Raw genomic sequence first — 13865 nt, forward strand, 5'->3', positions numbered from 1 at the left:
GGCGCTGGGGGCGCGACTGCGGCCTCACATGATCAAAACGGACGACACCGAACTACGCCGAAGCCCTGTGCCCGCCTCCACGGCCCTCACCCGGTCCCGGCACCGACGGGCATCCGGTCTGCATGGACCTGGACAACAAGTCGCCGCACGTCCTGGTCTGCTCCGCCTTCGGCGTCGGCACCTCCACCGCCCTACCCTGCAGAACGGGGGCACGTCCTGCAACGGTCTATACGGTTTCCTGCGCTGAACCAGTAGTACGAGGCGTACGAACCGGTGCCGCACACCTCAACGACTGCTCGGCAGGACCTCCCAGACGCTCAATCGGAAGCACTTTGGTCGCACCCTGATGGCCAAAGCCTGGTTTCGGCCAAAGGCAGGCATTCACGGAGAGTGAATTAGCAGGTCAGCGCAGATCGAGGGCAAATATGCGCCGCCACTGTCGGCTTTCATCATGGTCAGGTGATCGATCAGGGGATAGCGTGCACGTGTGCTCGGCGCCCAGAGGGGTGAGGGCGTCAACACGCCGTTCCTCTCTGACCGGAGGAATGACAAGTTCCATTAATCGGGGGATAGAAGTTCGTGGGAGGCCTTTTCGGTTTCCACGCCTGTTCGGGTTGCCTGTGGGCTTCCTTCCCCTTGCGACGACGTAAGGGAAAACCGAATGAATCGCAATACTCTGCGGATGGCGGCCGTTTCGGCTGTCGCCGCGATAGCGCTCGGTGGGACTGCCGGCCTGGCGCAGGCGCAGGCCCCTGCGCCCGCACCTCAGGCCGTTTCGGTCACGCAGCAGGCTGAGGCCCAGCAGGCCGCACGCGCTCTGCTGGCGAGCCCGTTCGCGGTCAGCCTCTCGGCCGCCGAGCGGACCGAGATGACCCAGATCGCGAACGGCGAGGTCTCCGCGGCCAGCAAGTGGGGTGCCATCAAGGCGGCCTTCAGCAAGGTCGGCGGCTTCGCCAAGGCCATCGGCGGCAAGTTCAGCGACTTCAAGAAGTGGTACGACGGCCTGTCGTGGTGGGTGCGGGCGCCTCTCGCCGCGATCTCTCCGGGGCTGACGCTCCTGGAGATCTACAACGCGCTCCACTGACAGTCAGGGGACCACGGTTGACCGTGTCTCCTGACTGAGTAGCGACAGGCCGGGCATTCCTGGTTTCGCTGGGTATATGCCCGGCCTGTCGTCAGTACACCGCGAACAGAAACACGGAGCGTTCCGCATGACCGACACCACGTCCCCGCGCACTGCCACCGAGGGCACCTGGGCCTTGCCTCTGCTGGCGCTCGCACCACTTGCCTTGATCGGGCTCCTTACGGAGCTTTCCACCCCGTGGCTTGTCATTTCCTGGGTTCTCTGCGCCGCAGTCGTGCTTCTGATGGGAGCCGGCTGGGTGACGGTATTTCGTCATGGAATGCGCGGATCCGGCGCGTGGGGCATGTGCATTCTGGTGCACGCCGTGCTGGTCTGGCAGCTGATTACGCTTACCCGTCAATGATGCGGGATAGGTGCACGTTTTTCGGAGTAATCGGGGGAAGAAGTCCGCGCGGGGACCTTTCGGTTTCCACGCCTGTTCAGGCCGCCCTTGTAGGCTCCCTCCCCCTTGCGATAACGCAAGAAGACCCTACATGAACCGAAGCGATCTGAAAATGGCAGTTTCGGCCAGAGCCGCGGCTGCCGGATCGGCCATTTGGTCGGTCGATCATGTGAGGGACGTACACAGTGGAGAAGGGCGATGTCCTCGTCGAGGCCAGGGGCCTGAGCCGGTCCTTCGGCTCCGAGCGGGTCCTGAAGGAGGTTTCGCTTACTCTGCGCGCCGGCGAGGTGACCGGCTTCGTCGGCGCGAATGGCGCGGGAAAGACCACCACAATTCAGCTCATGCTGGGGCTGTCAAGGGGCGAGGGCCGAACGCTTTATCTCGGCAGACCGTTGTATGAGTGGGGTGCACCCGGTGCGGTCGTCGGCGCGGTTCTGGGCGGCGTTGCGGGCCACTCCGGCCATCGCCTGCGCGCACATCTGCGCATGGTGGCTGCAGGATCCGCAGCATCGGACCGACGCGTCGATGACCTGCTGGAGACCGTTGGACTGGCGGAAGCCGCATACAGGAAACTGTCTGAACTTTCGTTGGGTATGGCGCAGCGCGCGGGCATCGCGCAGGCACTTCTGGGCGATCCGCCCGTACTGATCCTCGACGAGCCCGCGAACGGGCTCGATCCCCATTCGATCCGGTGGCTGCGCGGCTTCCTGCGCGCACAGGCAGCCCAAGGCCGGGCCGTGTTGGTGTCCAGCCATCTCCTGAGCGAAATGCAGCAACTGGCCGACCAGGTGGTCGTTCTGACACGCGGCCGCGTCGTGGCAACGGAGCCGATGACGGAGGTCCTCAAGCGCGCAACCGCGCAGCGCACCGTGACCCTGGAGGCTCCGGACCTGACCGTCCTGGCCCAACTAGTGGCAGAGCACGGCGGGCACTTCGCGCCCTTCAGCGAGCAAGGCGCGACTGTTACCGGCCTGGGCCGCGTACAGATCGGCACCCTCGCACTGAAGGCAGGAGTGCCGCTGTACTGGCTGCACGAGGCGGAGCCGTCGCTGGAGGACTTCTACCTCAGAGTAGCGCAAGAGGAGTTCAGGATCTCGTGACATCTGCCGCGATAAAGGTTCCGACAGCGATCGGGCCTACCGAAGCGTTCCGAAGGGCATGCCGGTACGAGTGGCGGCACCTGACCGCCCTGCGCTCGACATGGATTCTGCTCGGTGTGGTGACGGTCCTGAGTGTGCTGACCGGTACCACGGTGTTGCTCGACCTCGACAAGCAGCACACCGTCAGCTCCGCCACGGTGGCCGATGTGATCGCATGGACTCCCCTGTCCCTGCAGATTCCCGCGCTTTGCTTCTTCGTGCTGGTCCTTGGTACCGGACCAGTCTCGACCGATCTCGTGTCGGGTGCTGCACGGACGACCTGGCTGACCGTGAACGGCCGGGGCACCGCTTACGGGGCGAAGTGCGTGGTCGGTCTCACCGTCGGAGCCGGTGTAGCCGCCGCGAGTGCGTTGCTGGGGGCGATCTCCTGCTCTGTAGCGCTTGCTATGGCAGACGCTTCCCAGCCGGCCTGGAGCGAAGTCCTGTGGCCGGCTGCCAGGTTCGTCGGGTGGATGGGGTGTTGGGCGCTTCTGTGCCTGGCCATGGTCGCCTTACTGCGCAGCCGTATAGTTCCGGTCCTGATCTTGGTGCTGTGGCCGCTGCTCGGTGAGCGCATCGCGGGAGCGCTTCTCGGTTATGTGCCGGGGCTGGACGGCGTAGGCGAATGGCTGCCGTTCGCGGCGGGCCGGGCGATGCTCACTGACGTCTCCGCCTACTCGGACGAGGAACGGTCCTTCGCTCAGGCCCTGGTCGGCTCACATCTCCCCACGTCGGCCGCGACGGCGGTGTTCTTCCTGTATACGGTGGCCTTCACGGCAGCGGGATGGTGGGCCTACTGCCAGAGGGACGCCAAGACAGGATGACCTTGGTTCAGGCATGGCAGCGGACAGAGCCGGATCCGGTTCTGGTGTCGTGCAGGGGCAGGTTTGAGGTTTCCCCGGCCTGCGGGAGAAGCTGATCAGCTGGTTGCGTTCGCCCCCGTCCATGTCTGTCCGGACGGGGGCGCCCAAGGCGTTCTACCGCAGGTCAGAGCGGGCGCGGCCCCTGCCGAGCCCTCCAAGCGAACACTTGGAAAGCGTGTTGGCTGATGAACGATCACGTGCCCGGAGTGCGTGAGCGCTGCGTGAGCGGACGGGACGGCACCGGATGGATCGGGTGGTACGCGTAGCGAGCGGTTCAGGTCTCCTACCTGGGGAAACGGGATTCACGAGCACCGCTCAGCACCACCCGAGACGATCTTGCCGGCGCTTGTAATGCGTAGGTCGTCGGTTCGAATCCGACAGGGGGCTCAGGACGAAACGGCCCCCTGGCCTTCCGAAGCCAGGGGGCCGTTGGTGTTTCTCGGTGGGATCAGGTCCTGTTGGCGCTGGAGCGGCCGAAGAACTCGATCTCCGCGATGGCGACCTGCTTCCTGTCGGAGGCGGCGTGGGCCGACTCGATGGTGAAGCGGATCTTGGTGACCTCGCCGACGCGGAAGTGGCGGCGCTGGCCGCCGGCGCCCTGGTCCAGGGTGATGTCGCGGGTCTTGGTCTTGCCGTCCTTCGTCGTGATCGTCGCCTGCACGCGGTGCGGGAGGGCCGACTCGTTCAGCTTGTCGGCCTTGGTGGAGGTGCCCGGGGTGATGATCAGGTCCAGCAGGCGGGTCGGTTCGGTGAAGCTCACCTCGACCCACTGGCCCTGGCCGGACTCCGAGACGCCCGGGCCCCACCAGGTGTTGCTCCGCTTGTCGATGAGGAGCTCAGGGTTGTGCCCGGTGAAGGAGCGCGAGGCCTTGATCCCGTCGGGTGAGACCGGGGCGCGTTTGGCGAAGTGGTCGCGGGTGGCCTGGATGCCGTCGGGGATGTAGACGAAGCCGAGGACCACCAGGGTGATGACGACGACGAGGGTGATCCAGGTGCCGATGCGGTCGAAGACGCGGCGCAGGCGGGGGCGGTCGCCCGCCCAGGGGGTCTCGCCGCGTCGGCCGCCGAAGAGGCGGCGCCACCAGGGGGCCGGCGCGGCGCCGTCCTCGCCGGTGCGCTCCAGGGGCATCGCACAGCGCGCGCAGTAGTGGCGGTCGGGGCGGTTCGGCGTGGAACACCACGGGCACGGCGGGCCGTTGGCGATGTCCGGCTGGTGGCCGGGGGCGCGGACCTGGGGCCGGTCGGCGTCGGGGCGGCCGGGCAGGACGGGGGCGACGGCGGGGGGCGGGGTCGGGCGCTGGGCCTCCGGCTCGGCGACGGGGACGAGGAGGGAGCGGGCGCGGTCGGACATCGTGTCGGTGAGGGCGTTCGGGGGCGGGGCGGACGCCGTCCGGGTGGTGGGGGCGGTCTCGTCCACGCCGTGAGCGCGGGAAGCCGCGGCGACTCCGGCGGTTCCGGTGGGCCCGGCCGTCCCGGCGCCCGCGCCGGCTGCCGCACCCGCCGCACCGGCGGTACCCGCCGGTCCCGGTGTCCCGTCCGCGTCGCGGCGGCCGTTGGTGTGCGTGTCCGGGGTCGCGGGCCAGTCCGTGTCGTCGCGGCCGACGGCGTCCGCCGGGTGGCGCGGGTGGGGGACGAGCGGTGTCTCGGCGGTGTCGTCGTCGTCCGGCCCACCGGTGGTGGCGATCGGGCGGTCGTGCCGGGCGGGAGGTACGCCCGTACCGCCGGGGCCGGGGCGCGAGAAGGCGTCCCAGCCGGGACCCTGGTCGGGCGCGGAGGCCGCGGGTTGCGTGGTGCGGGCGCCGGCCTGGTCCCAGCGGAGTACGGCGCCGCACGCGTCGCAGAAGGACTGGCCCGGTTCCGCGCGGGTCCCGCACTCGGCGCAGTTCTGCGTGGTCATCTCTCCGGGGTCCTTTCGGAGGCGGTCACTTCGACCGTGTAGGGCATGTGGGCGGGGCGGGCGGCGGCGACGAGGGTGTCCAGACGATGGATGTCGGCCGGGGTCGGGTCGGGCAGCCGGAGGGCGACGTGGAGGTGGGGGCGGGGCGTGCCGGGGAACCGGCCGAGGGGGCGGGCGTTCCAGTCGGCGCCGCCGCTCTCGGTGATGTCGGGTTCGGCGCCGAACGCGAGCCGTACCGCCTCGGACAGGCCGCGCCGGGTGCCGCGTACGCGGTGCAGGCGGGCGGCCGCGGCGACGGCGGCGCGCAGCCGGTCCTCGGGTTCGGTGCCGTCGGTCTCGGCGCCGACCCAGGCGCCGAGCCACTGGGCGAAGTCGACGGGGGTGAGGGCGGGGTCGAAGTAGGTGTCCAGGCAGTCCAGGACGATCAGGATGGGGGCGATGACGTCGTCGAGTCCGCCGACGAAGCGCTGGGCGAGGTCGTCGTCGGCGAAGACGGCCGGGAGCATGGTGCTGATGGGAAGGGAGGAGCCGAGTCCGTCGATGGACCCCCGGAACGCCGTACTCGTCACGCGCCGTCTCCGATCACTCGGACGCGGTGGTCATAGGAGAAGACCAGTGAGGGCGGCTGGAGGTCGATGCGGTCGGTGGGGTCGCCGCGCTTGCCGGTGAGGGGGTCGGCGGGGTGCAGGACGACCTCGTCGACGAGTTCGACACCGGGGACGCGCTGGAGTACGGCGAAGACCTCGCCGGTCTGCACGGGGCGGCCGAAGGGCCAGCCCTTGCCGTCGGTGCCGCCGGTGAGCGGGTCGAGGTGGCGGTACAGGGCGTCGTGGACCTGGCGGCGTACGCGGTCGGTGTCGACGCCGCGGAAGGCGTGGACGGTGGCGACGACGGTGACGCCCTGGTAGTAGGGCGGGCCGACGGCGAGGCGGGTGCCGATGAGGCGGCGTTGGTCGAGATGGCGGGTAATGCGGTCCAGGAGGGCGTCGCCGGGGACGAGTTGTTCGAAGCGGAGTCGTCCGCCGGGGTCGGGCACGGCCTGGGGGACGACCAGGACGCGGACGGCGTAGGACCCGTGGTCGTTCTCCTTGCCCTCCAGGCAGGTGATGCGGGCGGTTTCGGGGGCGGCGCGGCGGGCGAGTTCCTCGTAGTCGCGCAGGGTGACGGCGCGTTCCTGGGCGCGGAGGGTGATCGGCGCCCGGAGTTTGGCCTCGTCGACGGTCTCGCCGTCGACGCCGCCGCGGGCCGCCTCGCGGTTGACGACTTCGGAGACGTACGGGATGGAGGTGCGCAGGACCTGTACGGCGCCGCGGGCGACGTTGCCGGCTCTGCCGCCGCCGGTGCGGTAGCGGAGGGCGCGGATGACGGCGCCCTTGGGCGGCACGGTGCCGTACTGGCGCAGGGTGCCGTCGGGGTCGCGGACGGCGGGGCCGAAGGCGATCTCGCCGGTGGCGGCGTCGAGGGTGATGTGGTGGTCGTCGGAGTGGGAGCCGGAGAAGTGCGGGACGACTTCCCAGTCCTGCCAGCCGTCGTCGGCGGCCGTCTGGAGGAGGACGGGCGGGTCGCCGGCGACGACGGGGGAGTGTTCGAGCCGGAGGCGCTGGCCGGGCAGCCCGGTGGCCTCGCCGAGGGCCTCGTCGTGGACGGTCTCGGCATGGATGGTGGGGGTGGTGCCGCCGATGGTGTAGGCCTCGGCGGAGCGGATGGTCGGTGAGGTGGTGTAGAAGGGCTGGCCGGGCAGGGGTTCGGTGACGCGGCAGCGGATCCAGCCGGCTTCGTGGCCGCCGTTGCGGGACAGGACGTGGCCGCCGGGCAGGTGCAGGACGATGTCGCCGGGACGGTTGAGGCCGCCGGTGCCGTCGCGGTCGACCTCGCAGGGCTGCCAGCCGTCCTCGGTCCAGGCCTCCCAGACCAGCGGCGGCTGGCGGGGGTCGACGCCGACGCCGTCGACGCGGCTGTCGAGTTCGAGGGCGAGCGCGCAGTGCGGGGCGGCGGCGGTGAGGCCGATGAGCATGCAGTCGCCGGGGCCGGGGGCCTCGGCGAAGCACATCACGTCCTTTTCCTCGGCGAGGTCGGTGGTGCGGTCGGCGACGGGTTCGCCCTGACGCTGCACCACCAGGTGGCTGAGCGAGCACGGTACGACGGTCAGGTCGCGTTCGGTGGCGAAGACGACGGCTTCCTCGCGTTCGGTGCGCAGCGTGGCGACCTCGCTGCCCGCCGGGACCAGGATGGCGTCCTCCTGCGGCGCGGACAGCCAGAAGGTGACGTCCGTGCGGGCGGCGGAGGGCGGGAAGAGGGTGATGCCGACCAGGTCGAGGAAGGCGAGGTGGTTCTTCTCCGGCACCCGGTTGAGGCGGTAGACGATCTGGTCCGCCATGTGGGCGAGTGTCTCGACGAGGGTGACGCCGGGGTCGGAGACGTTGTGGTCGGTCCACTCCGGGGCGCGCTGCTGGATGTAGCGCTTGGCGTCGTCGACGAACTGCTGGAAGCGGCGGTCGTCGAGGTTGGGGGAGGGCAGGGACATCAGCGATCGCTTTCGGGAGAGCCCGGGAGGCCCGCGGGGCCGGCAGGACCGTCGGGGAGGTCCGGCTCGTCGTGGGAGGGGATGACGTAGAACGGGAAGACCAGGCTGCGCGGGTTGTTGGTGCCGCGGATCGAATAGCGCACGTCGATGTAGAGGACGCTCTGGTCGGTGCCGGCGGAGACATCGACGTCGTGCACCTCGATGCGCGGCTCCCAGCGGTCCAGGCAGGTGTACACCTCGTGCTGGATGCGGCCGGCGGTCTGCTCGTTGACCGGGGCGAAGACGAGGTCGTGGATGGCACAGCCGAACTCGGGGCGCATCGGCCGCTCGCCGGGGGCGGTGGCCAGGATCAGGTGCATGGCCTCCTCGATCTCCCGTTCGCCGCTGACCAGGGCGATGCCGCCGGTGGGCCCGATGCGCAGGGGGAACGACCAGCCGGAGCCGACGAACTGTTCGGCCATCAGAGGGCCACCTGCCTTTCCCGTTCACTTCTGTCGACGGCCCCGGGGCGCCGACGCGGTCGTCCGGTCATCCGAAGGGGTACTTGATCTCGTTGACGAAGAAGCCGCCGTACAGGTCGAGCTTGGCGCCGGTGATCTTCGTGTTGGCCGCGGTGATCGTCGCCAGGCCCGTGGCGGTGAGTGTCGCGGCGCCGGTCGACGTCATGGTCAGGGCGCCGCCCAGCGCGTTCACCGCGACCACGCCGCCCAGCGACTTGAGGTTGACGATGCCCTTGCCCTCCAGGTTGAGCGGTCCGCCACTCCTGACCGTCACCGAGCGGCGTCCTTCCAGCGTGAGGTCCATGCCCGCCTCCACCGACACCGAGCGGCTGCCGGTGATGCTGACCGAGCCCGCGCTGTCGATGGTGATCTCGGTCTTGGTGCGGTCGAGGTTGATGGTCAGCTTGTCGTTGCCGCTGGCGATCCGGACGCCCTGTTTGCGGCCGCCGGTCCGCTGGCTGAGCAGGTCGACGCGGTTGCCCTGGCGGTCCGACAGGGTGTGCCGCACCGCCTTCTTCTTCAGTCCGTCGTGCAGGGGTACGTCGCTCTTGGTCGGCACGTCCCGGCCGTTGTAGAGCCCGCCGATCACGAACGGGTGGTCCAGCGCCCCCCGGTCGAAGGCGACCAGTACCTCGTCGCCGACGTCCATGGGGAAGATGCCGCCGCCCGCCACGCCGCCCATCTGGACGCTGCGCGCCCAGTCGCTGACGTAGGTGTCGTCGAGCCACGGGAACTGAAGCTTGACCCTGCCCTGTTTGAGGGGGTCCTGTACGTCGGTGACGATGGCGTTGGCGACGCTGGGCAGCCGCGTGGCACTCGTCGGGTCAGCGCCGCCGCCGCCCGAGGCGAGTCCGTACAGGGAGCGCCACTGGCGTCCGCTGACCGTGATCCAGGTCTTGTAGGGCGCTCCGTCACCGAAGTGGTGGCGTGCCGAGGTGACGGTGTACTTGCCCTCGAAGGGTTTGCCGACGTCGGAGAGGGCGACGGGGACGCCGGGCCGCAGGTCGGGGTGGCCGTGGACGGCGACCTCCAGCTCGGCGAAGGAGGAGGTGACGTCGGCGGCGAGGGCCTTCGCGGCGTGCTGGACCTCGTCCTGCTTGTCGTAGGGGTTGGCGGTCTCGACGAGTTTGCCGGGCTTGAACTTGCCCGCGGCCGTTCCGGGTGTCGAGCCGATGCTGACGCCGGGGTCGGTGGTGGCGGGGGCGACCTCGGTGATCTTCTTCTTGGTCGTGACGTTCCAGCCGCGCGACTCGACCTTGCCGATCTGGTCGGCGGCGGTGACGGCGGCCCGCAGCTGCAGGATGTCGTGGCCGGCCTGGAGGACGAAGGCGCTCTTGTCGCCGTCCGTGTTCGGGGAGGGCGCGCCGGCCGACGGTTTCGGCGTGACGAACCGGAACTTCCCCTTGGAGTCCAGGGACATGACCATGTTGTTCTCGTCGGCGAGCCGGGAGAGGAAGTCCCAGTCGGTGACGTTGGACTGGCTGATGAACCCGTAGGTGCCCTTCGTCGGCTGGATGCGGCCGATGGAGACGCCGTCCTTGGCCGCGAGGTCGCGGGCGATGTCGGAGGCCTTCTGGTTGCGGTACGCGGCCACGCGGCGCTGGCGCATCATGCGGTGCCCGTAGTCGTAGCCGCGGATGACGGTGAAGCTGCCGGTGCCGTCGTAGTCGGCCTCCATGCCGGTGACCTCACCGGTCAGCAGGGGGTTGGTCTTGCCCTGTCCGTCGGCGATCGGGGTGATGACGACCTTGGTGCCGAACTGCACGCCCAGCTTGCCGAGGACCAGGTGGTAGGGGTCGCGGAAGGTGAGCCGGAACGCCGCCGGCACACCGACGCCCTGGTCGACCCAGCCGTCGGTGAGCATCGGGGCGATGTCGTCGGGCAGCTTCGCACCGCCGATCTTGACCTGGACGATGCTGGAGAACGAGGGACGCACCATCAGTGCGGCACCTCCTCGGCGGCGGGGAGCATGAGCTCGGTGCCGGGCGGCAGGCGGGACGGGTCGTCGATGCCGTTGGCCTCGGCGATCGCCCGCCACGCGTTCGCACTGCCGTACTCGCTCCAGGCCAGTGACTGGAGCGAGTCTCCCGCGACGACCCGGTGCACGCGCTGGGCGGTGAGGGCGCCGGAGGTCGGGTTCTGGCCCTGGGTCGGGCCGGGAATCTCCACCAGCGCGACCTGACAGGTGGCGCGGATGGGAATGCCGCTGGTGGCGAAGAGCGTGTACTGCGTCTCGATGGACGAGACGTACGCGGTGAACCGCGCCGTGGAGAACGCGCCCCACTCGAAGACCACCCACGGCGGCGACGGCTGGTCGGCGCTCAGACTCTTGGCGGTCACCTCGCAGCAGAGCAGCAACGACTCGACCTTCTTCATCACGGTGTTGCCGTTGGGCTTCATCGAGGAGTCCAGGAAGATCTCCAGGGTCATCTCCCGCGGCTCGGCACCCATGAACTGCGGCTTCGCGGCCTCCCGCACGGCCGCGGTCGGGGTCGCCTTCCACTGCGTGCGCTGGCTGATGGCCAGCTGGGACGGGTTGAACTCGAAGCCGAACGTCTGGATCAGCGCGCCGGGTGTGGTGGTCGTGCCGGTGGGCGGCTGGTGGATGGCGAGGTTGGCGCGTACGAGGCTCTTGCTGCTCTTTGCCATGGGTCTTCCTCTCTGCTCCTCGGCGCCGTCAGTCGGTGAAGCCGTGGTGGGCGATCTCAAGGACCTCGTTCGCCACGGCCGGGCTGTTGGGGTCGAAGTTGGGGCCCTGCCAGCTGACGGGCAGTACGTCGATCAGCCCCCAGCGGGCGACCAGCGACCCGTCCGCGCGCAGGGCCGAGATCTGCGCGGTGGGCCGCTTGATGCCGGTCTCCACGGAGGAGATCCACTTGGCGACCTTGGTCGTGTCCGGCGTGAGGGGCCGGGTCAGCCGGATGTTGGGGAAGGACACGCGGGTCGGCAGGTGCCACACGAAGCCGTTGTTGCCGCCCTCCTGCCGCTGCTCGATCTCCACGTGGGTCGACAGGCCTTCGCACCCGTTGAAGGCTCCGAGGCTCTCGCCGTCGATGGTGAGGGTGAACCAGATCGTGGAGCCCGGGTCCTGGCGGGGCATCGGGGGTGGGCCTTTCTGTCGTCTGCAGTGGTGTCGCTTGTCCTACCGGTCCGTGGTGGCCGGTCGGTCCTGGCCGGTCAGTTGCGGGGGTCGCGGAGTCTGCCGATCCGTTCGCGGTCCATGCGCAGTTCGGTGCGGACGAGACGGGTGACGCGGCCGATGAGCCGGTGCGCCAGTTCGTCGAGCTGGAACTCGGTGAGCTTACGAGGGTCGAGCCCGCCGTCGGGGACCGGCGTGTACGCGGGCGGCGGCACCGTGTCCCCCGCAGGGCGGGGGGCGGGGGTCGCCGAGTACGGGGGCGGACTGCCGGGCGGCGGGCCGTCCGGCGGCGGGGTGTGCTGGGACGACCGCTCCTGGAGGTGGCGCAGGGCGGAGCCGGCGGTGGCCGCCGCGAAGGAGGCGAGGGCGCCGGTCGCGTGGCGGCCGGGGAAGCGCTGGACGACGGGCGCGGAGGCGGATTCCGATGCGGATTCCGCTGCGGGCGTCGCCGGGGCGGTGGCGCGCTGGAGCGGGAGGGTCGGCGAGGGCGTCGACACCGGGGGCGGGGTGAGCGCGGCCACGGGGAGAGGCGCCTGTGCGGTGGTGACCCCGGGCGGGGCCGTTCGGCGCAGGGGCACGGGTGTGGTTCTGGTGGGCGCGGGAGTGGTGGTGGGAGCGCGCTGGACGGTGGGGGCGGAGGGGGCGTCCGGCGTGACCGGGGGCGGTGGGGACACCGGGGGTGACGGGAGCGGGAGTGTTGAGGTGGGGAGTGGTGCCGGTGTTGTCGGCGTGGGGGCCTTGAGGGGGGTGGGGGAGGCCGTGGTGTTGAGGGCCCTTTGGACCGGGGGGTGAGCGTGGCTTGGCGCTGAGGGGCCGACGAGTGGCTTGGTGCCGGCCGGCGCGGTGGCCACAGGGGCGCCGAGGGGAGAGCGCCGGGGGGCAGCGTCGGGCGACGCCGGGGGCGTGGCGGCGGTGGCCGGCCGCCGGGCGGGCGGAGGTGTGGGCGCGGTGGCTCGCTGGACCGGCGGGGGCGAGGGCGCGGTGGCTCGCTGGACCGGCGGGGGCGTGCTTTCGGCGCGAGTGGGGTGGGGGGGCGGTGCTGTCGGGCTCCCGAGGGGCCTGGCGTCCGCGGGCGGGGCGGTGAGCGGGGCACCGAGCGGGGAACGCCGGGTGGCGGGTCGCGAGGCGGGGCCGGCGGCCGGGGCTACGGGTGCGGTGGCCGGGGGTTCCGGGCTCTGCCGTCCGGCGGTCGGTGGTACGGACGCGGTGGGGGCGCCCAGGCCGGCCCGGGGCGGCGTGGTGCCGCGCTGGACCGGAGGCAGGGGGGAGTGGCCCGCCGGGTGCGGGGAGCGCGCGGCCCCGGTCTCGGTCGGCGGTCGCTTCGTTGGGCCGGTGGCCGGTCGTGCGGTGTCCGTCGGTCGTGCGGTGTCCGCGAGCGAGCGTTGGACGGGAGCCGACGCGGTGGTGCGGGGCGCCTGGTGCGAGGCGGGCTTCGGTGCGGTGGGCATCACCGGCGCGGGCTTCGACGCGGGGGGTTCCGACGCGGTGGGGATCGAGGCGGCGGGGGAGGCGTTCGGTGTCGCGGTCGAGGGGGCGCGCGTGGAGCGCTGCACCGCGGACGGGGACACGGCGGTGGAGCCGGTGCCGGTAGTGGCGGGCGTGTCCGGGCCTGTGCCGGTGCCTGCGCGCGGTGCGGCACTGGACGCCGGTGCGTCGGCGGCACGGCTGGGGACGACTGGCGGCAGGCCGGTGGCTGCCGGGCGCGGTGCGGGGTTGTTCCGGGGCACGGCTCGCTGGACCGGTGGCGGAGTGCCGGGTGCCCTGCCGGTCTGAGTGCCGCTGCCGCCAGGGGTTCGTTCGCCCCGGACGGGGGCCGCGGCGGTGTCGTCGGGCCGCGCGGTCGTGCGCTGTACGGGGGTGCCGGTCGTCCCGCTGCGGTCGGGCGCGGCTGCTGCTCGGTCGCCGGGAGTGGAGGGGCGGTGCTGCGGGGTGACGGTTCGCTGGACCGGGGCGCCGGTCGGCGTGTCGCCGCTGGGGCCCGGCGTCGGCCGGTCGCCGGCCGGGGTGGGTGCCGGGCGCGTGGTGGGTGGTGTGTGGTCGGTCGGGGCGGGGTTGTTCCGGGGTACGGCGCGTTGGACTGGCGGTCCGGTCGTCGCGCCGGTCGGTGTGGTGGTCCTGTTTTCTGCAGGGCCGGCCTTGGGTGCTGGTGCTGGGCGCGTGGTGGGTGGTGTGTGGTCGGCCGGGGCGGGGTTGTTCCGGGGTACGGCGCGTTGGACTGGCGGTCCGGTCGTCGCGCCGGTCGGTGTGGTGGTCCTGTTTTCTGCAGGGCCGGCCTTG

General features: G+C 71.0%; 13 protein-coding genes. 5 read left to right on the top strand and 8 right to left on the bottom strand.

Features of this window, described 5'->3' with window-relative positions:
- Window positions 1-661 precede the first annotated feature (661 nt).
- The 4 genes from ACH4NX_RS32545 to ACH4NX_RS32560 all read left to right on the top strand — a co-directional run bounded on the left by ACH4NX_RS32545 (window position 662) and on the right by ACH4NX_RS32560 (window position 3489).
- Entirely contained in the window at window positions 662-1084 is a 423-nt protein-coding gene (locus ACH4NX_RS32545) for a hypothetical protein (protein ID WP_351398528.1), read from the top strand.
- A gap of 127 nt (window positions 1085-1211) precedes the next feature.
- Window positions 1212-1487: a hypothetical protein gene (locus ACH4NX_RS32550; RefSeq protein WP_351398530.1), complete on the top strand. Its 276-nt coding sequence runs from the start codon at window positions 1212-1214 to the stop codon at window positions 1485-1487.
- Window positions 1488-1711: 224 nt separating this feature from the next.
- A complete protein-coding gene (locus ACH4NX_RS32555; RefSeq protein WP_351398532.1) occupies window positions 1712-2626 on the top strand; it encodes an ABC transporter ATP-binding protein in 915 nt (304 codons plus the stop codon).
- A complete protein-coding gene (locus ACH4NX_RS32560) occupies window positions 2623-3489 on the top strand; it encodes a hypothetical protein (protein ID WP_351398534.1) in 867 nt (288 codons plus the stop codon). The genes ACH4NX_RS32555 and ACH4NX_RS32560 overlap by 4 nt, the downstream gene beginning before the upstream one ends.
- 487 nt (window positions 3490-3976) lie before the next feature.
- Here ACH4NX_RS32560 and ACH4NX_RS32565 read toward each other — a convergent pair whose 3' ends face one another.
- The 8 genes from ACH4NX_RS32565 to ACH4NX_RS32600 form a co-directional block, all read right to left on the bottom strand.
- Window positions 3977-5425 carry an NADase-type glycan-binding domain-containing protein gene (locus tag ACH4NX_RS32565; protein WP_398129577.1) on the bottom strand — a complete coding sequence of 483 codons (1449 nt, stop codon included), beginning with the start codon at window positions 5423-5425 and terminating at the stop codon, window positions 3977-3979.
- Entirely contained in the window at window positions 5422-5931 is a 510-nt protein-coding gene (locus tag ACH4NX_RS32570; RefSeq protein ID WP_351398565.1) for a phage tail protein, read from the bottom strand. The genes ACH4NX_RS32565 and ACH4NX_RS32570 overlap by 4 nt, the downstream gene beginning before the upstream one ends.
- 59 nt (window positions 5932-5990) lie before the next feature.
- Complete coding sequence (locus tag ACH4NX_RS32575; protein ID WP_398129576.1) at window positions 5991-7949, bottom strand: putative baseplate assembly protein; 1959 nt, start codon at window positions 7947-7949, stop codon at window positions 5991-5993.
- Window positions 7949-8410 carry a GPW/gp25 family protein gene (locus ACH4NX_RS32580; protein ID WP_351398540.1) on the bottom strand — a complete coding sequence of 154 codons (462 nt, stop codon included), beginning with the start codon at window positions 8408-8410 and terminating at the stop codon, window positions 7949-7951. Before ACH4NX_RS32580 ends, ACH4NX_RS32575 begins: the two co-directional genes overlap by 1 nt.
- 67 nt (window positions 8411-8477) lie before the next feature.
- Window positions 8478-10388, bottom strand: coding sequence for a VgrG-related protein (locus ACH4NX_RS32585; RefSeq protein ID WP_351398542.1), 1911 nt, complete (start codon window positions 10386-10388; stop codon window positions 8478-8480).
- Window positions 10388-11098, bottom strand: coding sequence for a LysM peptidoglycan-binding domain-containing protein (locus ACH4NX_RS32590; RefSeq protein WP_351398544.1), 711 nt, complete (start codon window positions 11096-11098; stop codon window positions 10388-10390). Before ACH4NX_RS32590 ends, ACH4NX_RS32585 begins: the two co-directional genes overlap by 1 nt.
- A 28-nt stretch (window positions 11099-11126) precedes the next feature.
- Complete coding sequence (locus ACH4NX_RS32595; protein WP_351398546.1) at window positions 11127-11549, bottom strand: phage tail protein; 423 nt, start codon at window positions 11547-11549, stop codon at window positions 11127-11129.
- Window positions 11550-11626: 77 nt separating this feature from the next.
- Window positions 11627-12262 (bottom strand): extensin, encoded by a 636-nt coding sequence (locus tag ACH4NX_RS32600; RefSeq protein ID WP_351398547.1) that lies wholly within the window; start codon window positions 12260-12262, stop codon window positions 11627-11629.
- 673 nt (window positions 12263-12935) lie between these two features.
- Here ACH4NX_RS32600 and ACH4NX_RS32605 point away from each other — a divergent pair.
- Window positions 12936-13361 (top strand): hypothetical protein, encoded by a 426-nt coding sequence (locus tag ACH4NX_RS32605; protein WP_398153374.1) that lies wholly within the window; start codon window positions 12936-12938, stop codon window positions 13359-13361.
- Window positions 13362-13865 lie beyond the last annotated feature (504 nt).

Source organism: Streptomyces sp. NPDC017225 (assembly GCF_044331465.1).
GTDB lineage: Bacteria > Actinomycetota > Actinomycetes > Streptomycetales > Streptomycetaceae > Streptomyces.

Bases quoted from the DNA above. Each gene is read 5' to 3' on its own strand.
- ACH4NX_RS32545 (WP_351398528.1), top strand. From the start codon at position 662: ATGAATCGCAATACTCTGCGGATGGCGGCCGTTTCGGCTGTCGCCGCG.
- ACH4NX_RS32550 (WP_351398530.1), top strand. From the start codon at position 1,212: ATGACCGACACCACGTCCCCGCGCACTGCCACCGAGGGCACCTGGGCC.
- ACH4NX_RS32565 (WP_398129577.1), bottom strand. From the start codon at position 5,425: ATGACCACGCAGAACTGCGCCGAGTGCGGGACCCGCGCGGAACCGGGC.
- ACH4NX_RS32570 (WP_351398565.1), bottom strand. From the start codon at position 5,931: ATGCTCCCGGCCGTCTTCGCCGACGACGACCTCGCCCAGCGCTTCGTC.
- ACH4NX_RS32575 (WP_398129576.1), bottom strand. From the start codon at position 7,949: ATGTCCCTGCCCTCCCCCAACCTCGACGACCGCCGCTTCCAGCAGTTC.
- ACH4NX_RS32580 (WP_351398540.1), bottom strand. From the start codon at position 8,410: ATGGCCGAACAGTTCGTCGGCTCCGGCTGGTCGTTCCCCCTGCGCATC.
- ACH4NX_RS32585 (WP_351398542.1), bottom strand. From the start codon at position 10,388: ATGGTGCGTCCCTCGTTCTCCAGCATCGTCCAGGTCAAGATCGGCGGT.
- ACH4NX_RS32590 (WP_351398544.1), bottom strand. From the start codon at position 11,098: ATGGCAAAGAGCAGCAAGAGCCTCGTACGCGCCAACCTCGCCATCCAC.
- ACH4NX_RS32595 (WP_351398546.1), bottom strand. From the start codon at position 11,549: ATGCCCCGCCAGGACCCGGGCTCCACGATCTGGTTCACCCTCACCATC.